The organism is Bradyrhizobium sp. USDA 4474 (assembly GCF_054057515.1).
Genome location: NZ_JBSRZJ010000001.1, coordinates 204,601 through 226,324, shown reverse-complemented (window position 1 = coordinate 226,324; position 21,724 = coordinate 204,601). Strand labels below are relative to the sequence as shown.

24 protein-coding genes are annotated in these 21,724 nt (G+C 58.4%); 11 read left to right on the top strand and 13 right to left on the bottom strand.

Annotation, left to right across the window (positions count from 1 at the left end; genetic code table 11):
- Nucleotides 1–836 precede the first annotated feature (836 nt).
- Nucleotides 837–1,010 carry a hypothetical protein gene (locus ACVW16_RS01065; RefSeq protein WP_177243727.1) on the top strand — a complete coding sequence of 58 codons (174 nt, stop codon included), beginning with the start codon at nucleotides 837–839 and terminating at the stop codon, nucleotides 1,008–1,010.
- Nucleotides 1,011–1,248: 238 nt separating this feature from the next.
- Here the strand turns inward: ACVW16_RS01065 and ACVW16_RS01060 are convergent, their stop codons facing one another.
- A complete protein-coding gene (locus tag ACVW16_RS01060) occupies nucleotides 1,249–1,428 on the bottom strand; it encodes a hypothetical protein (RefSeq protein WP_456739282.1) in 180 nt (59 codons plus the stop codon).
- A gap of 520 nt (nucleotides 1,429–1,948) precedes the next feature.
- On the opposite strand from ACVW16_RS01060, the gene ACVW16_RS01055 reads away from it, so the two are divergent.
- Both ACVW16_RS01055 and ACVW16_RS01050 read left to right on the top strand, forming a co-directional pair.
- The gene (locus tag ACVW16_RS01055; protein ID WP_456739283.1) at nucleotides 1,949–2,257 is read left to right on the top strand and encodes a hypothetical protein; all 309 of its coding nucleotides are present in this window, start codon (nucleotides 1,949–1,951) and stop codon (nucleotides 2,255–2,257) included.
- A 397-nt stretch (nucleotides 2,258–2,654) separates the two neighbouring features.
- On the top strand, nucleotides 2,655–3,008 hold the full coding sequence (locus tag ACVW16_RS01050) for a hypothetical protein (RefSeq protein ID WP_456802194.1): 354 nt from the start codon (nucleotides 2,655–2,657) through the stop codon (nucleotides 3,006–3,008).
- A gap of 1 nt (nucleotide 3,009) precedes the next feature.
- Here ACVW16_RS01050 and ACVW16_RS01045 read toward each other — a convergent pair whose 3' ends face one another.
- Nucleotides 3,010–3,330 (bottom strand): hypothetical protein, encoded by a 321-nt coding sequence (locus ACVW16_RS01045; protein ID WP_456739285.1) that lies wholly within the window; start codon nucleotides 3,328–3,330, stop codon nucleotides 3,010–3,012.
- Here ACVW16_RS01045 and ACVW16_RS01040 point away from each other — a divergent pair.
- On the top strand, nucleotides 3,329–3,931 hold the full coding sequence (locus tag ACVW16_RS01040) for an ATP-dependent DNA ligase (protein ID WP_456739286.1): 603 nt from the start codon (nucleotides 3,329–3,331) through the stop codon (nucleotides 3,929–3,931). The two genes, ACVW16_RS01045 and ACVW16_RS01040, sit on opposite strands and share 2 nt — an antisense overlap.
- Before the next feature lie 169 nt (nucleotides 3,932–4,100).
- Here ACVW16_RS01040 and ACVW16_RS01035 read toward each other — a convergent pair whose 3' ends face one another.
- Both ACVW16_RS01035 and ACVW16_RS01030 read right to left on the bottom strand, forming a co-directional pair.
- Nucleotides 4,101–4,250, bottom strand: coding sequence for a hypothetical protein (locus ACVW16_RS01035; protein WP_456739287.1), 150 nt, complete (start codon nucleotides 4,248–4,250; stop codon nucleotides 4,101–4,103).
- Between the two features lie 642 nt (nucleotides 4,251–4,892).
- On the bottom strand, nucleotides 4,893–5,876 hold the full coding sequence (locus ACVW16_RS01030; RefSeq protein WP_456739288.1) for an ABC transporter substrate-binding protein: 984 nt from the start codon (nucleotides 5,874–5,876) through the stop codon (nucleotides 4,893–4,895).
- Between the two features lie 350 nt (nucleotides 5,877–6,226).
- Between ACVW16_RS01030 and ACVW16_RS01025 the strand changes: the two genes are divergently transcribed.
- Complete coding sequence (locus ACVW16_RS01025; RefSeq protein WP_456739289.1) at nucleotides 6,227–8,251, top strand: pyrroloquinoline quinone-dependent dehydrogenase; 2,025 nt, start codon at nucleotides 6,227–6,229, stop codon at nucleotides 8,249–8,251.
- A 212-nt stretch (nucleotides 8,252–8,463) separates the two neighbouring features.
- Here ACVW16_RS01025 and ACVW16_RS01020 read toward each other — a convergent pair whose 3' ends face one another.
- A complete protein-coding gene (locus tag ACVW16_RS01020) occupies nucleotides 8,464–9,441 on the bottom strand; it encodes an ABC transporter substrate-binding protein (protein ID WP_456739290.1) in 978 nt (325 codons plus the stop codon).
- 249 nt (nucleotides 9,442–9,690) lie between these two features.
- Here ACVW16_RS01020 and ACVW16_RS01015 point away from each other — a divergent pair, with 249 nt between their 5' ends.
- Together ACVW16_RS01015 and ACVW16_RS01010 are read left to right on the top strand one after the other, a co-directional pair.
- Nucleotides 9,691–10,143 carry a DoxX family protein gene (locus ACVW16_RS01015; RefSeq protein ID WP_456802193.1) on the top strand — a complete coding sequence of 151 codons (453 nt, stop codon included), beginning with the start codon at nucleotides 9,691–9,693 and terminating at the stop codon, nucleotides 10,141–10,143.
- Between the two features lie 1,025 nt (nucleotides 10,144–11,168).
- A complete protein-coding gene (locus ACVW16_RS01010; RefSeq protein WP_456739292.1) occupies nucleotides 11,169–12,014 on the top strand; it encodes a metal-dependent phosphohydrolase in 846 nt (281 codons plus the stop codon).
- A 418-nt stretch (nucleotides 12,015–12,432) separates the two neighbouring features.
- Here ACVW16_RS01010 and ACVW16_RS01005 read toward each other — a convergent pair whose 3' ends face one another.
- The 5 genes from ACVW16_RS01005 to ACVW16_RS00985 form a co-directional block, all read right to left on the bottom strand.
- Complete coding sequence (locus ACVW16_RS01005; protein WP_456739293.1) at nucleotides 12,433–13,227, bottom strand: enoyl-CoA hydratase/isomerase family protein; 795 nt, start codon at nucleotides 13,225–13,227, stop codon at nucleotides 12,433–12,435.
- 72 nt (nucleotides 13,228–13,299) lie between these two features.
- Nucleotides 13,300–13,638 carry a pilus assembly protein N-terminal domain-containing protein gene (locus ACVW16_RS01000; protein ID WP_456739294.1) on the bottom strand — a complete coding sequence of 113 codons (339 nt, stop codon included), beginning with the start codon at nucleotides 13,636–13,638 and terminating at the stop codon, nucleotides 13,300–13,302.
- A 337-nt stretch (nucleotides 13,639–13,975) separates the two neighbouring features.
- Nucleotides 13,976–14,155 (bottom strand): hypothetical protein, encoded by a 180-nt coding sequence (locus ACVW16_RS00995; protein WP_456739295.1) that lies wholly within the window; start codon nucleotides 14,153–14,155, stop codon nucleotides 13,976–13,978.
- Between the two features lie 76 nt (nucleotides 14,156–14,231).
- Entirely contained in the window at nucleotides 14,232–14,474 is a 243-nt protein-coding gene (locus tag ACVW16_RS00990) for a hypothetical protein (RefSeq protein ID WP_456739296.1), read from the bottom strand.
- Nucleotides 14,475–14,646: 172 nt separating this feature from the next.
- Nucleotides 14,647–14,859: a DUF1127 domain-containing protein gene (locus ACVW16_RS00985; RefSeq protein WP_456739297.1), complete on the bottom strand. Its 213-nt coding sequence runs from the start codon at nucleotides 14,857–14,859 to the stop codon at nucleotides 14,647–14,649.
- Nucleotides 14,860–15,024: 165 nt separating this feature from the next.
- Here ACVW16_RS00985 and ACVW16_RS00980 point away from each other — a divergent pair, with 165 nt between their 5' ends.
- Nucleotides 15,025–16,605 carry a winged helix-turn-helix domain-containing tetratricopeptide repeat protein gene (locus ACVW16_RS00980; RefSeq protein ID WP_456739298.1) on the top strand — a complete coding sequence of 527 codons (1,581 nt, stop codon included), beginning with the start codon at nucleotides 15,025–15,027 and terminating at the stop codon, nucleotides 16,603–16,605.
- An 82-nt stretch (nucleotides 16,606–16,687) separates the two neighbouring features.
- Here ACVW16_RS00980 and ACVW16_RS00975 read toward each other — a convergent pair whose 3' ends face one another.
- The gene (locus ACVW16_RS00975) at nucleotides 16,688–16,831 is read right to left on the bottom strand and encodes a hypothetical protein (RefSeq protein WP_456739299.1); all 144 of its coding nucleotides are present in this window, start codon (nucleotides 16,829–16,831) and stop codon (nucleotides 16,688–16,690) included.
- Between the two features lie 623 nt (nucleotides 16,832–17,454).
- Here ACVW16_RS00975 and ACVW16_RS00970 point away from each other — a divergent pair.
- The 3 genes from ACVW16_RS00970 to ACVW16_RS00960 all read left to right on the top strand — a co-directional run bounded on the left by ACVW16_RS00970 (nucleotide 17,455) and on the right by ACVW16_RS00960 (nucleotide 19,642).
- Nucleotides 17,455–17,751 (top strand): hypothetical protein, encoded by a 297-nt coding sequence (locus tag ACVW16_RS00970; protein ID WP_456739300.1) that lies wholly within the window; start codon nucleotides 17,455–17,457, stop codon nucleotides 17,749–17,751.
- 187 nt (nucleotides 17,752–17,938) lie between these two features.
- Complete coding sequence (locus ACVW16_RS00965; RefSeq protein ID WP_456739301.1) at nucleotides 17,939–18,400, top strand: MaoC/PaaZ C-terminal domain-containing protein; 462 nt, start codon at nucleotides 17,939–17,941, stop codon at nucleotides 18,398–18,400.
- Between the two features lie 402 nt (nucleotides 18,401–18,802).
- Entirely contained in the window at nucleotides 18,803–19,642 is an 840-nt protein-coding gene (locus ACVW16_RS00960; RefSeq protein WP_456739303.1) for a Crp/Fnr family transcriptional regulator, read from the top strand.
- A 247-nt stretch (nucleotides 19,643–19,889) separates the two neighbouring features.
- Here ACVW16_RS00960 and ACVW16_RS00955 read toward each other — a convergent pair whose 3' ends face one another.
- Both ACVW16_RS00955 and ACVW16_RS00950 read right to left on the bottom strand, forming a co-directional pair.
- A complete protein-coding gene (locus ACVW16_RS00955) occupies nucleotides 19,890–20,723 on the bottom strand; it encodes an alpha/beta fold hydrolase (protein WP_456739304.1) in 834 nt (277 codons plus the stop codon).
- Between the two features lie 174 nt (nucleotides 20,724–20,897).
- Nucleotides 20,898–21,650, bottom strand: a complete 753-nt coding sequence (locus tag ACVW16_RS00950; RefSeq protein ID WP_456739305.1) for a hypothetical protein — start codon at nucleotides 21,648–21,650, stop codon at nucleotides 20,898–20,900.
- Between the last annotated feature and the right edge of the window lie 74 nt (nucleotides 21,651–21,724).

Genomic DNA, 21,724 nt, shown 5'->3' with positions numbered 1-21,724 from the left:
GGATCCACGATCACGATCTCGTCGTTCGCGACGAAGTCGCGATACCGCTCGTAACCGGGAGCGTAGTGTTAGATCTCGTCGGGCAGTTCGTACGACGTGACGTACTCCGGCACCCGCGCGCCAATTCGGATCGGGAAGTCGATCTGCGCTGGCTCGACGTGCCGCCGAACCAGGATGTCGTGCACACGGGTGCGCTGCCGGCGGGTGATCTGCAGATTCCGGGGACCCCGGTACTCGCGCTCCGCCCCCTAGCGTCGCTCTTCGTAGCGACGGCCTTCGTACCAGTCGCCGTAACGTCTTCCCTCATAGTACCGATCGCGCTCTCCGTACCTGTCCCGATCATCGTAGCGGCGGCGCTCATCGTGCCGACGGCCCTCGTCATATCGCCGTCCTTCATCGTACCGGCCGCTCTCTTCGGCGGCTTCCCTCCTCGCGATCCGAGCGCGCAGAGCGGGCGCCCCGTTCATCGCCTCGTCCCTCTTCGCCAGCGCGCCGCTGGCCATGGGCGCCCTGCTTCGATTCTTGCCGGGAACTTCGGTCCGAGGCGCTCTGTCCAGGTTGGGTCGCCTGTTCCGATCCCGTCGGAGCGGCCTCGGATCGAGCCGCCGAAGCCATGTCCCCGATGCAAGGGGACCGGAAAGGAGCCTACCGAGCACTCGTAAATTTCCCAATGTCCGGACTGCGGCAGGCGCGGTGCCGACGTTCGACCGGACTTCAATCGGAATAAGCCTAATCGGAATACGGTGGCAACGTGACGCGCGTCACAGCGACCTTCGCTGGCAGCGCGTACATTTGCATCCGATGGCAATCAGCCACACAGAACAGGGAGAACGCAGATGAAAACGACTAGCGATCGTGAACTGTCAGCCGCCGAGCTGGAAGCGATTTCGGGAGGTTCTCCGACCCTCACTGTTCCAGCGGGTACGTTCGATAAGCTATTTGCATCGATCGACAAGAATCTTGAAACGGTGAAGCAGCTGCCGAAGGGTGGTTACCTTCCGCCTGGCTAAGGCAGCGAAAGGCCGCCGCTCCATCGCTGGCGCTATTAGTCCTCAGATGGAAGGCCGCCAGAGGCGGCCTTACTGCATCGTCATCGAAAAGATGACGGCGAGAGCTATGGCGCTCAGTGTCCAAGTCAGCGTGTGCAGCATCCAAGGTCGCATGGCGCGCGCCCCGCTCGCGTTCCTCTGCCTGTGACAGGGAATGCTGTTGCGCCGTGGCTTCCTTGAGCTACGTCAAAGCTCAGCCTTACTGTCGTATATGGCGCTTCAATCGCGCGACGTGTCGCTCTCGTCGCCAGACATCAAGGTCGTGCCCGTCGAGTAATTGGGCCGCCTTCTCTTTCGCTTCTTCGTCGTTGGCGCAATCCAGCTCATGCACGCCGGTGATACGCCCGTCCTCATCGAGGATGTAAGCCCGGTAGTCCATGGCAGTTGTTCCTCAGTGGAACAGTTATACCACCGGCCAAACGGCTGAAAAGTAGATTCAAAGGGCTGTCCGTCCGCTCTCCGGGATGGCGGAACGACAGGGAATTTGCCAAGTTCTCCCGGTAGCCTAGGTTCGTGATCCTGGGCCACAAGGTGACTTGTGCCCCAGCTCACTTATCCCCTTTGGTGAAGCTCGGGCCTTTTTGTATGGCAGCCCGCCAACCGCCAAGTCATAGAGGCCGGTAAGGTGAGCTGCCTCACTCTTCGCGCGGTTCCGGGGCCGGGAAATTGGCCCGGTCAGCTTTAGCAGCTCCTCCGATCTAGGGATGACTTCCCGCGAGCGCAGCAATATCTCCCGGGTCATTTCCTCGTTGATGCGGCGCCGCTCCAAACGGGCCTTGATGTAATCGCGTAGCCATTCCCGCTCGTCTGGCTGCATGACTCGGCTCTCGGCTGAGCTGCCCAGAACTTAACGAAGGTTAAAAAAGCGAGTTCCGCTAGTGCTGGGCTGGAGAACTACGGTGTCATTCAACGAACACCGAGCTGGGATGGCTCGTCGCTCGCTGGGAGTGCAGGGCGGCAAGCTGGGCCTCGTACTCGGCCAAAGCGGCAGCGATTCCTGCAGACATTTGCTCGTCTGGAAATCGCGCATCAATTCGCTTAAAGCGGGCGATTTTCTCTCTACGCTCGCGGCACTTGTTGCACATGATGGGGCGGCGGCTGTTTCGACGGACGACGTAATTAGCTTAAAAACGATTTGTTCCAAAACCGGATTTTTCAAAGGGTTTCTTGCGGTCGGAACAGGCCAGCGTCGCCACAAGCTGGATTAGCTTTCCGCAAAATGTCGCCATACCGTGCCCGCACTCGCGCTGTTCAATCTTGAGGCGGCTGGCACTTCTATCCAAATGGTCGTGCCGGAAAACTGACAGCCCTGGCGGGAAGCCCCCCGGCTGGGGCCTTTTCTTGTAATGGTCCCGAGTCTCGAACTGAATGGACCAGAGCGAACTTACATCCGGCTCAACGGAAGCGAAGATCTGCCGGAAAAAAAAGCGACCCCGACCTTTGGGTCTCGGGGCTGAACGAGGGGGCCGAGGCCGCCAGTCACCCAGCGGGAGGTAGGTCTGGCAGCTTGTAGGAGCCTGAGTGCGCGCGCAATAAACCAGGTGAATCGATTCGCAATTGGATCGAAGGCAACCTACCTTGGACTCGGTCAGTCCGGAGTTGCGTATGCGTAAATCCCCCTCGAGCACCCCCGTAGCCGATCGTCTCGACCGCGACATGCACTTCGTACTGGAGGACTTCAGCAGCGGACCTGCGTGGCGGGAGACCGACGAGGACAGCACCGACTTCCGAACCCTGATCAGCGACCTCCTGAGCGGCCAGTACTCCCACCCAATTCACGTCGTCGCACTCAATCCGCTGGAGGGTTGGTCGCGAGACGCCTCTGAGGACGTGGCCCAGGAGCTGGAGCAGCGCGTCGCCGAGGGATTTGAGGTCACCGAGCCGGTGCGGGAGTTCATCGAGCGCTTCACAGGAAGGCCGATCGGCGTGCAGCTTCTGCTTCCGCTGCGTGATTTCTAGGTCATACCTGCCGCCAGAGGTCCGGTTTGTTCTTGTCGTTGAGGTGTCGGACCCGACCCACATGCGGCTGGTGGGCATGTTCCTTGGCCCATTTGATCGCAGCCTCTTGCGTCGGAAAGGTCGCGATCGGCTGATTGGAATGGGTCTCGACGACGAAGTGCTCGATTGGTTCGCCCTCTTTCCTTCCTTTGGGACGAGGCTCGATGAAAACGACCGACATGGCAAGACGCTCCTTGGTTGTCGGCGAAAGAACGCCTTTGTTTCCTGCTGTTCCTTTCTTCCGGACTCGACTCTCTTTCGATCGTGCATAGATGCCGGCCATGCCCAAATCATTCGAGCTTTGCAGGCCCACGGCCCGGGACGTCGTGCCCGATGGCCCCGACTGGATCCACGAAATCAAATATGATGGCTATCGCCTGCGCGTTGAGCGCAGCGGCCGCGATGTGCGCCTGATCACCAGGGGCGGCCATAACTGGACCAGCCGCTTTCCCTGGATCGCCGAGTCCGCGCTGAAGAACCGCGAGCAGCAATTCATGATCGACGGCGAAGCCGTCGTGCTGGGCGTCGATGGCGTATCCGACTTCGACGCGCTGCACTCGCGCCGGCACGACGCAGAGGTGCAGCTCTACGCCTTCGACATCATCGCGCTCGGCGGCGAGGATCTGCGCCAGGTGCCGCTGACGATGCGCAAGACCAACCTCGCCAGGCTGTTGCGCGGCCGCCCTGACGGCATGTTCGTCGCACCGTTCGAGCTCGGCGCGATCGGGCCCGACCTATTCGCCGCTGCGTGCCGCATGGGCCTCGAGGGCCTCGTGTCGAAACGCCGTGACCGCCGCTACAGCGGCGGCAGATCCAAGGACTGGATCAAGGTCAAGAACCGGGCGCATCCGGCGATGACGAGGGTCGCGGACGCATTCAAATAGAAAACGTCTCCTGCGCACTTCGGATGATGCGCAGAGCCTCAGGATAAGCAGATCCGGTCCGCTATTATTGAATGAGCAGACCTCCGGCAGTCGAGGCGTAACTTCGCAGATGGGCCAGTTGCCGAAATCAACGTGGCTGAAATGAGAGAGGCCACCAGCTGAGGCGCCCTCAGTTGTAGAACCTGCGCAGCGTCTTGATGATCTGGCGGTATTCCTCAATGCACTCGCGGACTAACTCGCGTAGCTCGCGAGACCGGAGCTTGTCCGCGTCCCGCTCCATCTCTTTCAGAGCGGCTTCTGCCTCTGACAGGGTTTTCATCGCCGTATCCTTAGAAGGTGGCCCCGGAGTGCCTAGGAGTCCGGGGCCATAACCTCAGTGACGTCATGGCGGCGCCGCTCGGCTACGCTGGATAATCTACGAAGCTTTATGAAGGTGGGTTGAGGTATCGCAAGGGTCTTGGAACCCAAGGCGCCTCCCGACCGAGGTGGCATTACTCTCGTGGCGGCTGTTCGATCTCATGCGGCAGCGGGATGAGGGGATAATGCTGGCGCCCCAGGAAGGTTGTCTGGCTTGGGTTCTCTGAGAATGTTGATCGCCAGCGCCGCAGCTCGATCCGCTGCGGCTTTCTCCTTAACGATCTCGAACCTTCGATTCGTCAGCCGATAAATTCCCCACCAATGACTGTTCATCACACGCGCCCCTGAACAGAGACCCGGATTTTACACCTAGTTGCAACACTGGCAATCTCGACTTAGGAATCGGGAGTCAAATACCGAGAGGACCTGGACCTGCGCACCAGCAAATTTCGAGAAGGGGAACCGGTCCGCTCAGGGTCAAACTGCGACTTCAACCCTATTTCAGGGCTGATCCGGTATACGCCGGAATAGCGGACGCTGCGGGGGTGCGCGTGAAGGTCAGCAGCGGGCCAATTCCCGACTCATGCGCCGCAGCAACATGCCCTCATTCAATCACGTCGTCGGCAATGGCTAGCACGCCGGGCGGAAACGTGAGGCCAAGCGCCCTGGCGGTGTTGAGGTTCAGTACCAGCTCAAATTTGGTGGGCGCCTCGATAGGCAACTCAGATGGTTTTGCGCCCCTGAAGATTTTCTCCACGAGGCTTGCGGCCCGTCTATAAAGGTCGACATAGCTCACAGCATAGGCAAAGAGTCCTCCCGCGTTGACAAACTCTCTCGCCGAGTAAATCGCAGGTAACTTATGTATCGCTGCCAGATCGATGATGAGTTGTCGATTGGGCCGAGTTGTTCCGTCGACCTTGACTAGGAGTGCGTCAAGCTTTTCGCTAACTGCTACGTCGAAAGCATGGCTGACATCTGCTGCACTTCGAACATCGAAAAGTATCGCGTCGATCATTAGAGATCGGGCGGCGATCTGCCCCTGTTGCCATTCTATTTCGAATGCGGGGTTTGAGTGATCTCCCAGAACCGCCATTCGCTTCATCCCTGGGACAACCTCCTTAAGGATCCCCAATCGCTTCGCCTCTAGTTCATAGACAACGGAGCTCATCCCAGTGAAATTCCCGCCGGGATGGGGGAGAGAGGCGGCAACTCCTATTCCTACCGGATCGACAACAGCGGACATCACCACTGGAATTTTGCTGGTGGCTTGCTTTACAGCAAGGGCCTCGGGCGTTCCTCTGAGGACGACAACGTCGGGATTGAGTCCTATGAGTTGCGCGACTAATTCCGGCAAACGTTCGTTGCGGCCACCGGCTGACCTGTAGTCGATTGTCAAATTTTTCCCCTCGACGTATCCGTACTCCCGCAGTTTTCCTAAAAACACGCCCATATTGGCCGAGTTGAGCTCGCGGCTGGCCGTGTCCAGCATGCCGATCCGCCAAATCTTGCCTACCTGCTGCGCGCGCGCCGCGAGCGGCCACGCAGTCGCCGTGCCCCCGACCAGCGTCATGAAATCGCGTCGTCTCATGCGCTCCTCCTCCAGGCGAGACCAACACGCTACCACATCGTTAAATGAGAGCCACATTTTGCATCACAACAAAACTGAGCGGCCAATGACTGCTCGGGGTCAAAATCAGCGGTCCAGACCGCTGCGTGCTGCTTCCAGTCTTCCCTCGCCAGCCGACGCTTGGGCGAGCATTGAGCTAGCCAACTCGGGCTATACTCGGACATGTTGCCGTTTGTCGGTTACCGGTCGGGCGCGCTGCAAGTGCGATGGTGCGTCCGAGACCTGGCGAGCGCTGAGATTTGTTGCTGTCAAAGATTTGCTTTGACCAAGGTGCTCATTCGCCCGATGTTTTGCGAATGAGGGAGGCTGGCTTGAGCGAAGACAAGCGTACCGGATTGACCAGGGCGGCCAAAATGTGTGCTGCACTGGCGATTTTAGCCATGCCTGCCGCGGCTGAGGCCCAGGCGATTCCGGGCGCTCCGCTGGAATCCCAGACAGCGCTGCTGCGCGGCGAATGGCCCGCCTATGCCGGCACGCATGCTTCCGCCCACTATTCGCCGCTGACGCAAATCACCCGGGACAACGCCAAGAACCTTCACGTGGTGTGGCGCTGGAAGTCGCCGGACGCGGCGATCCGCGCCGCCAAGCCGGAGATCGGCCCCGGTTTCGTCAACGAATCGACACCGCTAATGGTAGACGGTGTGCTCTACACCTCGACCTCGCTGTCGCAGGTCGCCGCGATCGATGCGGTCACCGGCGAAACCAAATGGGTGTTCGACCCCAAAGTCTACGAGAATGGGCTTGGGCCGCCCGCCAATCTCGGCTGGACCCATCGGGGCGTTGCCTATTGGCGCAAGGGCGATGATGAGCGCATTGTGATCCTGACGGCGTTCGCGCAGATGATTGCTCTCGACGCCAGGACCGGAAAGCCGGCGATCGATTTCGGCAGCAACGGTCGCGTCGATCTCAATCAGGGTTTGCGGCGGCCGGTGTCGCCGCATTTTTACACCATGACCTCTCCGCCGGTGATCGTTCGCGGTGTCATCGTGGTCGGGTCGTCTGTGCTCGACTGGTGGGGCGAGCGGCCCTCGCCGGTCGGCGACGTCCGGGGGTTTGATATCGCGAGTGGCAAGCTGCTCTGGACCTTCCATACGGTGGCGCAGGGCGAGGAGCCTGGTGCGGAGACCTGGAAGAACGATTCCTGGAAGGAGGCCGGCAACGCCAATGTGTGGGCGCCGATGAGCGCCGACGAGGAACTCGGCTACGTCTATCTGCCTGTGAGCACGCCGACCAACGATTATTACGGCGGCCACAGACCCGGCGACGGTCTCTATGGCGAGAGTCTGGTCTGCCTCGACGTCAGCACAGGCAAGATGGTTTGGTACTATCAGCTCGTGCACCACGGCTTGTGGGACTACGACCCGCCAGCGGCGCCAAACCTGATCGACATCACTGTCAACGGCGAACCGATCAAGGCAGTGGCGCAGGTAACCAAGCAGGCCTTCACCTACGTGTTCGATCGCATCACCGGCAAACCGGTCTGGCCGATAGAGGAACAGCCGGTGCCGGCTTCGACCATCCCCGGAGAGCAGGCGTCGAAGACCCAGCCGATTCCCTCAAAGCCTGCGCCATTCGACATCCAGAGTGCGACCGACGACAATCTCGTCGACCTGACGCCGGAGATTCATCAGGAGGCGATCAAGATCGCGAAGGATTACGAACGCGGCGGCGTGTTCACGCCACCGTCGCTGCGCGGTACGATCGCGGTGCCCGGCAATGCCGGCGGCGCGAGCTGGTCGGGCGCCGCTGTCGATCCCGAAACGAGCCTTCTCTACGTGCCGACCTACCGCATCCCGACGCTCATCGCCATTGGCAAGCCTGAACCGTGGGAGGGCACCTACGATTATATTGGTCGCGCCCGATACATTTCCGGGCCGCGCGGACTGCCTCTCCTGAAGCCGCCCTTTGCCAGCATCGTCGCCATCGACATGAATTCAGGCGAACACCGGTGGCGGATTCCGGTCGGCCGCAGCATTGCGATGCCGTCGGTCATGCTGCTGAAGTCGCCGGGCGATTACGGGCTGCCGGCGCGCAGCTTCGCGCTGGTGACGAAGACGGTGATGGTCGTCGTGCAGATGGGAGTTTTGGGGCCGCCGCGCTTCATTCCCGGCGTCTACGCGCCGATTTACGACCTGCACAATCGGGACCCGCATCTATGGGTGTATGACAAAATGACGGGCGAGAAGATCGCCGAGATCGAACTGCCCTCGAATGCCAGCGGCGCGCCGCTCAGTTACATGGCTGGCGGAAAGCAGTACATCGCCTTTCCCGTCGGCGGCGGCTCAGTGCCGGAGGAACTGCTCGCAGTCGCACTCGAGGATGGACGCTTCCAGTAAAATATCTATCCCTATGAGCACAACAGTCACGTACAAGACGCTATGCTATGATGGCAAGGCTTGGACGCACTCTCGGGCCAAGAGGATGGATCGCCGGATGTCTCTTGTTGGTCAAACTGCGACTTCAACCCTATTTCAGGGCTGATCCGGTATACGCCGGATAGCGGACGCTGCGGGGGTGCGCGTGAAGGTCAGCAGCGGGCCAGGAGCAGTCATTGGATCAACTCATCCGCAGAGGCGATGATTGCGTCGGGGACGGTGAAACCTAGGAGCTTGGCGGTCTGCAGGTTGACTACGGTTTCGAATTTTGTTGGCCGTTCAATTGGTAGAAGGGATGGCTGGGTTCCCTTGAGCACACGATCTACGTAGTAGGCTAAGCGCCGATACGATTCCGACAGCTTGGGCCCGTAACTACAGATGGCGCCACTTCTGGCGAATACGGGCCAACCAGAAATAACCGGCGCTCCGTGCTTCATGGCGTAATCAATTATGCGATGACGATATTGAATAGCAAAGCCGTCGGCGAAGAGAGAGATTGCTTGTGGGGGATGCGGGTCCATCGCAGAGAAGGCAGCCGCCAGCTGATCGTCCGTCGAGGTCCCATGAAATTCAATTTCCAAACCGAGCTTCCGGGCCGTCTCCTCTGAGTAGGTGCGCTCTATCTGACTGCCCGGGTGCTCGGGGTTGGCGATAATGGCAAGACGCCGCAACTCTGGAATGATGTCCCGCAATATCTCCAGGCGCTTTGCATTCAATTCGGCCGCCATGAAGGTGAGACCGGTCATGTTGCCACGTGGATGAGCGAGACTGTCGGCAATCCCAGCGGTTACAGGGTCGCCACTAAAGACGTACACCGCAGGTATGGACAGTTTCAACTCGTAAACCAAGGGAACAGCGGCGCCCTGCACAACCAGCAAGTCAACCGGCTTGCGGACCAGCTCAGCTGCAAGTGGCGCTACCCGTAGAAGGTTGTCATCGCCATAGCGATATTCAATTTCCAGATTGTCGCTTTCTCGATACCCGAACTCGGCAAGACCGCTGCGGAATGCGTCGAGAAATGGAGCTAGACTCGAAGCCCGTTGCACGGTCAGCCAGCCGATGCTTACAGTCTTTGTTGCTGCCCGAGTACCGCTTTGGTGCGCCGCCGTTCCAAAGGCGATGATCGAGGCGAGAAAAGCGCGCCGATTCATTCCATCACCTCCCGTGTGGGAACAATTTATCCTAGCGCATTGAGATTGCCCCTTCCACCGTTCGGCGAAGACCCCTTCGGGTCAAAGGCGACGGTTTGCCGGCGTTGAGGTCGTTCCGAGTTACCCCCAACTTCGGACCTGTCCCTCGGAGCAGGTAATGATTCGGATGGTTCGAGGGAATGGAGGCGTGAAGACGGTGTTACGTCCATCAGGACGCCAGCATTGGCGTTCGTCGCCGGGGGACGCCAGATGGCAGATCAGAAGGCTAAACTTGTATTCCCTGCGCTCGCGGGGCTCTATGAGTCGTGTGCTCCTTATTCATACGCGATCATACGCTTCGCTACGGGTGCCATCCTGGTGCCTCATGGCGTTACGAAGATCTTGAACACGCCGATTTCCAAGTTCGCGCCCAACATCGCGGCTAAGGGACTACCGTTCCCGGAGCCTTTGGCTTACCTGACATACTTCACTGAATCCGTCGGCGCCGCTTGCCTCGCCATCGGCTTGTTGACGCGGATCGCAGCCGCCATTGTTGGGATCGAGATGATCGTGATCGTCATCCTTTTTCAGTGGCAGTTTGGATATTTCTGGACCAATCGCGGATACGAGTATGCGCTGCTGTGGGCATTGCTCTGCGTCGCAATTTTCTTCAAGGGGGGCGGCCGTTATTCGGTAGACCGGCTGATCGGTCGCGAGTTTTAGATCCGACGCTGCTCGAAGCCTGGCCTCCGCTTCTGCGAGCATCAGCGGGGCCAGACCAAGCGTTGGATCGTGGCTGATCGACGTTGATGTCCGCTCCGGGGTCAAAGGCTGCCCTCAGCAGCCGGCATGCCCTTGGTCGGGTCATCTCCCGGAAGCAGACATGCGCTGGATTGTGAGCCATGGACGGAGTACGGATGGCTGCACACGTTGGGTTCTGAAGCGCAGTCCTGTAGCGTCCGTCGGGCACCGCAAAGCGTAAGCCCGCACCTCTCAGATCTCGCAGCGCCGGATAAATTCAGCGCCTTGCGCAAGCCGCCAAACGCCGCGAGCCTACAGGACATAGTCTCGCTGGCGAACTTTGAACGCTCGGCAACGGCAGTTTGCTTGATAGCGGTTACCTTCTTTGGTTTGGGTCGTGCGGCGACCGCGGCCGTCTTCAAATTGTGACGTTGGCGAGCGATCGGCCTTGAAAGCTCGGGCGAAGGGATACGGGCATCAATTTGGGGCAGCAACAGACGTTTCGGCCAAAGCAACCTGGGTCGGTGTCACGCTGTTCACCGGGGCGACGTCAAGGCGATCGCCTTTCGCTAGTGTGTCAGGCGAGGCAGATGAGCCAGCGCCCGGTACGGCAGGCGACTGGACGATCGCGACCGTGCCGCGCGGGGGAGCTCGCAGCTCTACGACTGACAGGCCTCCTACACCCAATACGATGAGGAGACCCAGGAAGCTCGGTCTCAGCATGATGCGCCTCTAACCAAGGTTAGTGCTGTTGAAGAAGTCTCCGCTCCATTGAGGCAATCTGTCGGCAGCGGACGAGCCGCGCGCAGATCATTTGCCGACAGGGTTAACACCGGTGTAGGATGTTGCTGTTCTTCACACCTGCGACCGTCAGCAGCTCCACGTCGCCGGCGCGGTTGAGAAGTGGTACTATTGCTGTTGAAGGATCTTAATGTCCCTGAATTGTTTGATCTCATCCTGCACGACCGCGGAGTTGTCACACTGCGCAAGCCTAACGGAAGATTCAAATGATCACAGTTCCGGAACTAGTATCGCAAGCTTTGGGGTCATTTCTGACCGCGGAAACTAAGGACCGGTTTGGAGCTTCACATGCCGGTTTAACTGAGTTGCTTCCGTTCGCGGCCAAGCTCACTTTGGAATGCATTGGCAACAGCGACGCCCTGTACCACAATATTGAGCACACATCGCTCGTTACCCTTGCGGGACATGACATTTTAACTGGACGCGCCCTGCTGAGGCCAACGACAGCAAACGATTATGCCAATTTCATTTTGGCATGCCTTGCACATGACATCGGATACGTTCGCGGCGTTGTTCAGGGAGATGAAGACGATTGTTATATTGCAGATGTAACTGGTGGCACAATTCGTCTGCCTCGAGGATCATCTGATGCCGCCCTTGCTCCCTATCATGTGGACCGCTCGAAATTGTTCGTCCTAGAACGCCTGGACTCCGTCGAAGACCTTGATGCGAACCGAATTGCCCAAGCAATTGAATATACCCGCTTTCCTTATACGATATCATCGAATGACAGTATGATCGAAGAGGAGGGGTTGTTACTGCGGGCTGCGGATCTTATCGGCCAGCTCGGCGATCCCAATTATCTAAGGAAGTCGAACGCCCTGTTTTACGAATTTGAAGAGATTGGGCTCAACAAGGCACTGGGTTACGCTACGCCGGCAGATATTGTTTACAAGTATCCCCAGTTCTATTGGAAGAATGTAGCCCCCCAAATTCATACGGCGATACGCTATCTCAATGTCACAGCTCGCGGTCGTCAATGGATCGCAAGTCTCTATGGAAATGTATTCCGGGCTGAGCGTGAGATGAACTTATCAGGACCGCAGCCGTAATAGCGCCGCCGCCCCGCCGTCGGACTCCCTTCGCCTCGTAATCTCATGCAGCGGGCGCAACTGCCCATACGCGGCTAAACGCGAAGAAGTTGGGTTGAGCTTGAGTCCGCTCTGCTGCAACGAGCAGACCAGCGTCGGATGTGGCGCAACTTCGCATTTGGGCCCAGCAGCGGAAATCCATGGCTCAAAGGTCGGTGGTTCGGGGAGCCCTGTCACAGCGATCAGCTTGGATGGAGGTTTGATCAGAGGTAGACGTCATCCCGAATACAGTGGCCTATGAAGCAAATCGGCCTCTTCTTCGATGAAGCGGGCCGAAATCCGCCTTCCCGTTTTGCTAGCCGCTGCCGGGGCGTGTCCCGGATGGCGCGGCTGTTGCCCGATCGTCTTGCCTTCCCTTTTCGCTTGCAGGCGGCAAACACTATTGGCCCAGGAAGTTCGGCTTGCGGCGCTCGTTAAAGGCAAGGACGCCCTCGCGGCGGTCTGCGGTCGGGACCAGGCGGTTATAGGCTTCGATCTCGAAAGCGAGACCGTCAGCAAGGGACATCTGCAGACCGCGATGAATTGCCTGCTTGGCCTGACGCACCGAAATCGGACCATTGCCGGCAATGCGGTCGGCGATCGCAAACGTCGCCGTCAACAGCTCCTCGGGCGGCAACACCCGATTGACGAGGCCCCAGCGCTCAGCCTCTTCGGCCGAGAACGGCAGGCCCGAGAGGATGATCTCCTGGGCGCGGCGTTCGCCGACGGCGCGCGGCAGATTCTGCGTACCGCCGATTCCGGGCATGATGCCAAGCGTCACCTCCGTCAACGCAAAACGGGCAGCGGTCGAGGCGTAGACGAAATCCGCCGCCGCCGCGATCTCGCAGCCACCGCCGTAGGCGGCGCCGTTGACCGCGGCGATCACGGGAATGGGGCAAGCCAGTACCGCGCGCAGCATGCGCTCGAATACGAGATGCTGTGCCTGCCAGGCCTCGTCCGTCATCCCATTCCGCTGCTTCAGGTCACCGCCGGCGCAGAACGCCTTGGTCCCGCTACCGGTCAGGATCACGACCCGCAGTGCTTCAAGATCGACCGAAAGGCCCTCGAACAGTTCCATCAGGTCGAGACCCATCTGGGTACTCATGGCGTTGGCGGCATCCGGCCGATTCAATATAATCAGCAGGACATGATTGTCGCGTCGCTCGGCGGTGATCGTCTCGAAATCACTTCGCATTGGCAGTCTCCCTGCTAGCGTATGCAAGCAGCGCGGGATGGCGAGGCCGAGTGCGATCGGGCTATTCCAATCTCACGAGACGGATCCGAACGATGCGCAAACCATAAGCCTGACATTGGCGATAACCAGTCCCCGCGTATCGACGAAAACCAGGTTGGTCACGCCTGGTTTGAGTGGTTCGATAACGACGGATCGATCGTCGTCGGTGCGCACCTGGATGATCAACTGGTCACCGACGATCACTGTGTCAAAAGGGCTATCCAGCGCCAGCCGGGACGCGGTGCCGACGCTCAGACACGCCGCGCGGTCCTTCGCCCATGAGGCGGGCGCCATTGCCAGGAGAAGGAGCACTCCGAGCATGAGCTTTCGAGATGGCGCCGTGATGAGTTTCTGAGGAAAAATGGGGTCCATAGCTACCTCCCTTGCGCGAGGCGAGCAGAATGATCACACAATCGCTTTCAGTATTGGTCGGCCGGTTCGCTTCGCAACGGGCCACATAAGTTGGGTGTTACTCCAGGTCTGAAGGTTCAACCGCAAAACTGGCAAGCTTTGTTGCAGGGAGTGCTGTTGATCGAGCGGCTGACCTTGGTGGCTCCCTGATCGCGCGCGGAGATCTAAGGCACATTGACTGGTGGCATAGGCGCGGTCGCGCGCGGCAAGAAATCAGTTTGATGCTCGCCGCGTGCCGCCAACATTAGCGCGAAAACCACAAACAGAATGAAGAGCCCTCGCATCGTGCGCCGCCAAATCACGGCATAGCCACCATAAGAGCAAGAGCAGCCCCGCCACTTCCCGGCCCGGCTGCCGCAAAATACAGCGCAGCCAGGGCGATAATTCCGAGGACGCAGTAACCGGCAATGATCTTTCCGTCGTAATCCTTTGTTGGCTGGGCCGAGGGCGCATTGTGGGTATATGTGATAGTAGCCATGACCTAGGTCCTTCCAGTTTGCGCGCAGTGGGCGCGCTGAGACGCCGGCGACGGTTCGCGTTTGTGAAGTGGTCAGCTAGTGGGCAGATCGATTTTCGGCACGCAATGTGGCGTGTTGTTCCATGCCACCCGACGTGGTCATGCTCTGGTGGAGACCAATGGCGATCCCGCCAGCGAAAAATAAAATGGCGTAAAAGGCCAGCACGGCTTTCGCCCAACGCCTGTGAGTTATCCTGTCTTCTTGAGTGGCGCCGGCAGCAGGTTCAATTAGTGAAAACGACTTGTTAACGTGTACGGAATCCTCACTAAAATAATCCATAGGAAAACTCCTTGAATTTAGTTCTGTGAGCGTCAGGATTACTCCCTCTGATTGGGATGCCCTGCAAATTCCATAATCACCTTACGCCTGAGCACCAAGGCGTTGTGTTAACCTGTTCACTATTGGTCCCTACGAATTCCGCACAGTTCAATCGAATTACGAATTTAACAGGTCAGCGCTGCTGCACTTCAGAGTTCGCGGTGACGTTGTAGATTTCGCCCCGGGTAATGCCCATATCCCTTAGGTCACTATCATTTAGAGCGTACAACGCGGCTCGCGCCCTCTCTCGTTCCCGCCACGCCTGAAACGCAAACCAATATGCTTCGAAGGCGCGGAAGACATGCTGTGTCGAAGCGATGGTCTGTCCCAACTCGGTGGTCTTCATAGCTGCACCTCTTCAAATCCGCTTTCGCCCGAAGACTGCCGAAAAACGGGTCGGCGCGCTTAATGAATGGCTTACATTTCCCTTACCGCACGCTTATTCTTTGCGGTCCAATCCACATTAGGAGCGCTTTTCAATATCCGAAAAATGCCCAGGGAGAATGGTGCTTTGCGCTATATCTTCGAGGACTACACATTCGACACGGTCCGTCGCGAACTGCACCGCAGAAGCGATGTCGTCGCCGTCGCGCCACAGGTCTTCGATCTGCTCGAATATCTGATCCGCAACAGGGAGCGCGTCGTCAGCAAGGACGACCTCATCCGTGTCATCTGGAATGGCCGCGCCGTTTCGGATGCAGCGTTGACGACCCGCCTCAATGCCGCTCGGAACGCGATTGGCGACACTGGCGAGAGGCAGCACCTGATCAAGACGCTGCCGCGCAAGGGCTTCCGCTTCGTGGGAATTATATTCGAAGAAGAGCAGCGCGCTGCCGAGTTGACCAGTTTGGCGACGCATGGCGGCGACCTTGCAAAGAAGTCGCCTTCGGTACCTCGTCTTTCCATCGTTGTGCTGCCCTTCGCCAACCTCAGCGGTGATCCGCAGCAAGATTACTTCGTTGACGGTGTGACCGAGAGCCTGACCACGGACCTCTCACGCATTAGGGGCTCGTTTGTCATCGGTCGGCACACCGCATTCACCTACAAAGGCATAGCTGTTGATCTCAAGCAGATCGGCCGCGAATTGAACGTTCGTTACGTTCTCGAAGGTTCGGTGCAGCATGGCGGTGATCGATTTCGCGTAAACGTCCAGCTCGTGGACGCGGAAACCGGCGCGCATCTATGGGCCGACCGTTTTGACAAGCCCATCGCCGATCTTTTCGACGTGCAGGACGAAATCGTATCGCGGCTCGCGAACGAGCTGGAGGCTCAGCTAACCGAGGTAGAGGCCAGGCGATCAGAACGATCTCCGCATCCCAGTTCAATGGAGTTGTATTTTCAAGGCAGAGCTTTAGTGAACAAGGGCTGGACGCCGGAGTATCTGGCGCCCGCGCGTCGTAATTTTGAGCGAGCGTTGACCCTCGACCCCAAGAATATCGAGGCTTTGGTCGGCATGACAATAATCGATGCTATCATCGGCACCCATGACTCGAGTGACGACCGTGCTGTACTTCTCGCAAGAGCAGAGGCGACGCTGATCAAAGTGCTGTCCATCGTTCCGGGCCATGCCTTTGCCCATTTAGTCTTGGGAGGCGTGCTAAATGTAACCAATCGGGCAGCTCAAGGCATTGCTGCGTGCGAGAGAGCATTGGCGTTGGATCGGAATTTGGCTGAGGCGCACGCGCAAATTGGCTTCGCTCGGTATTTTATGGGGCATGGCGCCGAGACTGAGGTCCATGTGAACAAGGCGCTTCAACTCTCTCCCCGCGATGTCTCTGCCCATCGCTGGCTCTTCTACGTCGGCCTAGCCAAGTTGCTGCTGAAAGACGATGCTGAAGCTCTCTGTTGGTTTCGCCGAAGCATCGAAGCCCACCGAAATTACCCCATCGCGCATTTTGTGCTCGCCGCAACACTCGCGCTGCTTGGCTCGCTGGATGAGGCGACGATCGCCGCTAAGGATGGAGCTGCGCTTGATCCAAACTTTACCATTCGTCGCTTCCGCAAATTCGCACAGAGCGACAATCCAATCTTCCTCGCCCAACGCGGGCGCATCTATGAGGGCATGCGATTGGCCCGGGTAACCGAGGGCTGATGTCGTAGTTGGGTCAAACTGCGACTTCAGCCCCGTTTCAGGGCTGGTCCGGTTTACGCAGGATAGCAGGCATTGCGGTGGTTCACGCGAAGGCCAGCAGCGGGCCACCAGCGGAAATGAAGCCTCGCAGCCTACTGTACTGTGGTGCGATGCGGACCACGTCCGCCCCGCGATGCAGCTCGCGCCGGTCGGTGTCCAATGCGTACTCCTCGAAGAGATAGCGCAAGATGAATCCCCTTGGCCTCGCCGGACACCGCAAGAATAAGCTGCCGGTGAGCAAAATGTAAGCTGCCAGTCAAGCGTGCCCGCCGATCCCGTGGCACCCTTGGTGTCGGTGAGTGCACTTTCGGCACCGCCACGACATTCGAGCCAAGCCGTGTGAAATGGTTCACGTCGGGCGGACGACAATCTGGAGTACTATTTTCGCGTTGGTCGTGGTGCGATTTTCTCAGTTTCAGCAAGGAAATTGCCATGACGAAGATACCTTTTGATGACCTACGGCCGATTAGCGCGTTTCAGGTTCAGCCTGATTGGTATCAGGAATACTGGTTAAAGCCGGAGCAGGCTTCCCCGCGCGCTGTGACAAAATGGCGACGCTGGAATTTGCGATTTTATTCCATCTTGCAGGAAGCCTTAGTTCGGCGTTGGCCGCTCTCATCCGCAGCTTCGGAACAACGACACGCAGGGGCAATCGACTCCGAAGACCGAGTGCGGAGCTATGTCTCGCGTCGGCTGCAATCGCAAGAATAAGCTGCCGGTGAGGAAAATGTAAGCTGCCGGTCAAGCGTGCCCGCCGATCTCGCGGCACCCTCGTGCCGGTGGAGATGCACATCCCGGGAGGCCCCCGCAATGAGCACGACGCACGGCACAAATTGGCTGGAACGGACATCCGGATCGACCCGGCATGTCGCCAGCTTCATCTGGAAATATTGGGATGCCGCTCAGGAGCGTCGCGAACGGCAGAAATTGCGCGCTGCCTGGTCCAACTTAAGTGACCGGGACCTGATGGATATCGGCATCCCGCGCCGCGAGATCGACTGCGTCGCCTCGCTCCGTGGAATTGACCCGCGAGACATTCGATCCGGCGAATGGCTCCGATACCTGCCAACAGTAGATGGCCAGATGGGGACCACCGACTTCCGATAAGGGGCACACCCGGAAAAACTCAAGTTGACATATCAAGTACGACTTCGCCCTCACAGACGGGACATGTAGCGGACATGCCGGGGCGGCCGCTGGGGCCAGAAGGCAACATCGCTATTTGACCGGCTATGGTCGCCCAAAGTCAGCACCTCTTACCGTCAGTTTCGCTTCAGCCGTAGAGGATTGACCGATGATCAGCGGATATTTTGAAGATTGTGAAGTCGGCGACAGCCGCAAGGCTGGTCCCTATCTTGTTTCCAAGGCCGAAATTATTCAGTTCGCCCAGCAGTACGACCCTCGGCCTTTCCATATCGATGAGGAAGCTGCCGCGCGTTCCGTCTTTGGAGGACTATCGGCATCTGCCGCCCACACATTCGCGATCTTCATCTTTCTAACAAACAAATATCAGCCTCCGATCCGTGCACTTGCTGGACTGGGCTATGATGACCTGAGGCTGCCAAACGCAGTACGCCCGGACGATGTACTTGAGCTTGAGGCGGTCGTCTCAGAGAAGCGGGAGTCGAAGTCGAAGCCAGATCGGGGCATCGTACGCAACCAGGTCAGTTTGCGTAATCAAAGGCACGAAATTGTATTGCAGGCCATCAGCACCATTCTTGTTGCGAGGCGACCCGAATCTATAGAGGCGGCCTAACAGCTCTTGGCCATATTAGTCTCAATTGCACGAAGCGCTGCATCGACGGCGCTTGTCGGTGCAAATTGTCCGTGATCGCTTTGGGTCAAAATGCGCAGAACTCAGGTTGAGCAAATCTGGTCCGGTCTGCCGCAATAAGCGGACCTCCGTCAGGCGCGCCGCGACTTCGCAGATGGGCCATCAACGGAAGCTGCCATGTCAGTCATTCGATGGCGCCTGGCGAGCCCGGAGCCATGCCCGGTCTGAGCGTAGGCATGCTACCGGCCACGCGCCTGTGATCACCGAAAACAACTGCGCCGAGTAATATTGCACGTGGATCAATGCCGCTTGTGCTTGTCAGACTTTGACTGTCAGGCATCTGCGAGTTCAGACATAGCCGACTGTTTGCATAGGGGTGATCCGATGAATTCCAATGCAGATCTTTCGACAATTCTAGGCCGCATTCTTGATATAGCGGCGGACAATCTCAGGATCGCAAAGATTCTCGTTCAAATGGGGCTTGATCCCAACAACATTACCTACGACGGACTGTTTAATCGGTTGTTTGAGATTGTGTTGGCCAATATCACGCTCGCGAACATGTTTGCCTTGGTTGGCGCCGTCTTCTTTGTCGCTACCTTGCTAATGCAGAGAATGGTGCCGCTCCGGGTCGCGAATATGGTCGGCTGTACATTCTTCGTAATTTCTTGCGCGCTCTCAGGAAGCGTCGCCACCTTTCTCCTTTATCTCCTGCTGTTGCCAGTCAATGCCGTTCGCCTCCGTCAACTGCTCAAGCTGGTTAAGAAAGCTCGTAACGCGACGCAGGGTGACAGGTCGACGGAATGGCTCAAACCATTCATGACCGAACGTAGATATCGCCGAGGCGACATACTATTCAGGAAAGGTGATGCCGCTACGGAAATGCTCCTCACAGTCACCGGGAAGTTTCTCGTCAAAGAAATCGGTGTCGAACTTCCGTCAGGGCGTCTCATGGGAGAACTTGGCTTCCTCACGCCCAATAACCGACGAACCGCAACGATCGAGTGCATAGAAGACGGCCAAGTCTTGACGGTAACTTATGAAAGATTGCTTGAAATCTATTTTCAGAGTGATCAGCAATTCGGCTATTATATCCTTGTCCTGACCAGCCAGCGTCTTCTGGAGAACAACCAGCGCCTCCAGGAAAGCATCTCGGGGCTGGAAGCAGCTCTCGCACAAGAGAAAGCGGCGCGACAGATGGCAGCCGCGGGTGGCTCAGCTTAGCATTGACTACTATTGGTGGCACTACTGTCGCCGCTCAGTGCGGCTCTCGCCACGCAACGATGTCCGCTGAGGTGCAATTACAACGTTTGGCCCGGCTCAAGGTTAGGTCCGGTCTACCCCCTGCAGCTGTCATATCCTCGGCCGTGGGATGCGGCAGCGATGGACCACTACCTACTCACGCACGGCAGCAGACAGGCTACTCGCTCACATCGCGCTCGCGAAAACTCATGCGTCCTACCCAGCGACTTCAGACGGTTTGGTGCGACAAAAATCCAAGGACCGCCGCGTTAAAAGCCTTAGGGTTTTGGCGGTTCATGCCGTGGGCGGCATCGGGTATGATGATCCTCTCTTCCGTGTTGTCAGGCAGGCAGAGCCGCATCGCGCGGAGTGTCTCTGCGAAACGTTTCGGGCTCCTCTCACCTACGATCGGCAGGATGGGAAATCGGAATTTGCCGATCGCTTCGGGTGGAAGGCTCGGTCTCGGTTCGGTGCGGATCGAAGGCACCGCATTGTCCAAATGGATTAACTTCTGTTCCGGGCTAATCTCATCCCATCGCCCCGGCCCACTGAGCGCGTCGATGTAGACTCGCAGCGCGGCGTCACGATCGCCGTTGGCCAGATCGGCCGCCAAGCGCTCGGCATTTGCTTGCCTTTCGGCCGCCATCGCGCGGCCTTCGGGCGTGTCTGGTAATAGCTCCTCGAGCCCGGCTGCGTCAGCCAAAATCAATGTCTTGATCAGCTCAGGATAACGAGCGGCAACATGGAGCACCACCGCACCGCCGCGCGAATGGCCAAGCAAGTGAACTGGCTCAAGGTGAAGTCTGCGAATGAACTCACCTACGTCGTCGGCATGCTGGAGGATGGAAAAATCGTCGCCGCGCCCATCCCATGGCTCGGGATAGTAATGACGAAGGCTAACGGCGATCGTGCGATAGTGCGCGGCAAACGGCTCGATCTGAGGATTCCAGTATCGATAGTCGTTGAGCACGCCGTGCACCAGGATGAGCGGTCTTCCGCGTCCGCTCTCCCGGTACGCCATAGGGTAGCCGTTCACCTCGACCGATTTGATGCCCTCCGGCATTGGCCAAGCGGCCCGTATTGTCATGGAGAACGCCCTTCCGCTCGTTGAAGCCGACACTTGAACTCTAAGCCAGGTTGTGCTCTGGCCAAACCAATCTAGGGGTCCGGCTTAGGTCTGGCTGTCCGTATTGCGCGCATGTGTCGCCGCCGGTCCGGCCTACAGCAGTGCGGCTCTCTATTTCGCGCCGAGCTGCACCTGCCGATCAACGACAATCCAGATGGCCCGGCCGACTGCGAGCAGGTTCTCCCCTTCGCCAAAGAGCGCAGCTTCGGCGAAGTGACGGCGGCCTTCGCTAGCAATCTTCCAGGACGTCACCACGCATCGTTCGCCCGGTCGCGGCCGCTGATCGATACGCACAGAAAGGCGGCCGAGCAAGATCGGCAAAACAGTGAAGTTCCCGGTTTCGGAATCGAACTGGGATACATAGCCAGTCGGACAGTCCAGCGCAGACCACACGAACTCAGGCGCAATCAGCCCATCGTCGGCGGTGAGGGAAGCGTCAGGCCTCCAAGGTACAGCAAATACTCCGCTGCGGCCTTGTCGTAGCAGCGGCCCCGCGAAAAGCCGTAGCCCGTCGCCGGGTGCTCTCTGTGGCCCGCAAACGAAGCACATAGGCAACAGATGCTCGTGCGGCTTGAGTGGAGTTTGCTTTTCAGCGTCAAGGGCCTCTGCGTAGGTCGCTCTCTCAAGCCGACTGACGTCCAACGTCACGGCCCGGCCGATTGCTACGACGGCCTTGCCATGGCGCAACTCCCAAGTCCCTGGCTCGGCCTCCATGCAATCCAGCGGCGTCTCCAGAGGCGGGGGAGCGCGCAGTGTTACTTCCGCGGCACCGGAAATTCCCCGTGCAAGCATCCCACACACGTAGCCGCCGTTGCCGGAATTCGGCGGACCACGAAAGCGACGAGGGATCGTCAGCGTCTGCATATCAATCCATATTCCCGGGTCATGCCTTTGAATGGGCCGCTGATGACTTCAAGTTGACGTTGATCGTCCTAGGA

Coding starts and splice junctions, on each gene's coding strand:
- ACVW16_RS01065 (WP_177243727.1), top strand. CDS start 837: ATGAAAACGACTAGCGATCGTGAACTGTCAGCCGCCGAGCTGGAAGCG.
- ACVW16_RS01060 (WP_456739282.1), bottom strand. CDS start 1,428: ATGGACTACCGGGCTTACATCCTCGATGAGGACGGGCGTATCACCGGC.
- ACVW16_RS01050 (WP_456802194.1), top strand. CDS start 2,655: ATGCGTAAATCCCCCTCGAGCACCCCCGTAGCCGATCGTCTCGACCGC.
- ACVW16_RS01040 (WP_456739286.1), top strand. CDS start 3,329: ATGCCCAAATCATTCGAGCTTTGCAGGCCCACGGCCCGGGACGTCGTG.
- ACVW16_RS01045 (WP_456739285.1), bottom strand. CDS start 3,330: ATGGCCGGCATCTATGCACGATCGAAAGAGAGTCGAGTCCGGAAGAAA.
- ACVW16_RS01035 (WP_456739287.1), bottom strand. CDS start 4,250: ATGAAAACCCTGTCAGAGGCAGAAGCCGCTCTGAAAGAGATGGAGCGG.
- ACVW16_RS01030 (WP_456739288.1), bottom strand. CDS start 5,876: ATGAGACGACGCGATTTCATGACGCTGGTCGGGGGCACGGCGACTGCG.
- ACVW16_RS01020 (WP_456739290.1), bottom strand. CDS start 9,441: ATGAATCGGCGCGCTTTTCTCGCCTCGATCATCGCCTTTGGAACGGCG.
- ACVW16_RS01015 (WP_456802193.1), top strand. CDS start 9,691: ATGGCAGATCAGAAGGCTAAACTTGTATTCCCTGCGCTCGCGGGGCTC.
- ACVW16_RS01010 (WP_456739292.1), top strand. CDS start 11,169: ATGATCACAGTTCCGGAACTAGTATCGCAAGCTTTGGGGTCATTTCTG.
- ACVW16_RS01005 (WP_456739293.1), bottom strand. CDS start 13,227: ATGCGAAGTGATTTCGAGACGATCACCGCCGAGCGACGCGACAATCAT.
- ACVW16_RS01000 (WP_456739294.1), bottom strand. CDS start 13,638: ATGGACCCCATTTTTCCTCAGAAACTCATCACGGCGCCATCTCGAAAG.
- ACVW16_RS00995 (WP_456739295.1), bottom strand. CDS start 14,155: ATGGCTACTATCACATATACCCACAATGCGCCCTCGGCCCAGCCAACA.
- ACVW16_RS00990 (WP_456739296.1), bottom strand. CDS start 14,474: ATGGATTATTTTAGTGAGGATTCCGTACACGTTAACAAGTCGTTTTCA.
- ACVW16_RS00985 (WP_456739297.1), bottom strand. CDS start 14,859: ATGAAGACCACCGAGTTGGGACAGACCATCGCTTCGACACAGCATGTC.
- ACVW16_RS00970 (WP_456739300.1), top strand. CDS start 17,455: ATGAGCACGACGCACGGCACAAATTGGCTGGAACGGACATCCGGATCG.
- ACVW16_RS00965 (WP_456739301.1), top strand. CDS start 17,939: ATGATCAGCGGATATTTTGAAGATTGTGAAGTCGGCGACAGCCGCAAG.
- ACVW16_RS00960 (WP_456739303.1), top strand. CDS start 18,803: ATGAATTCCAATGCAGATCTTTCGACAATTCTAGGCCGCATTCTTGAT.
- ACVW16_RS00955 (WP_456739304.1), bottom strand. CDS start 20,723: ATGCCGGAGGGCATCAAATCGGTCGAGGTGAACGGCTACCCTATGGCG.
- ACVW16_RS00950 (WP_456739305.1), bottom strand. CDS start 21,650: ATGCAGACGCTGACGATCCCTCGTCGCTTTCGTGGTCCGCCGAATTCC.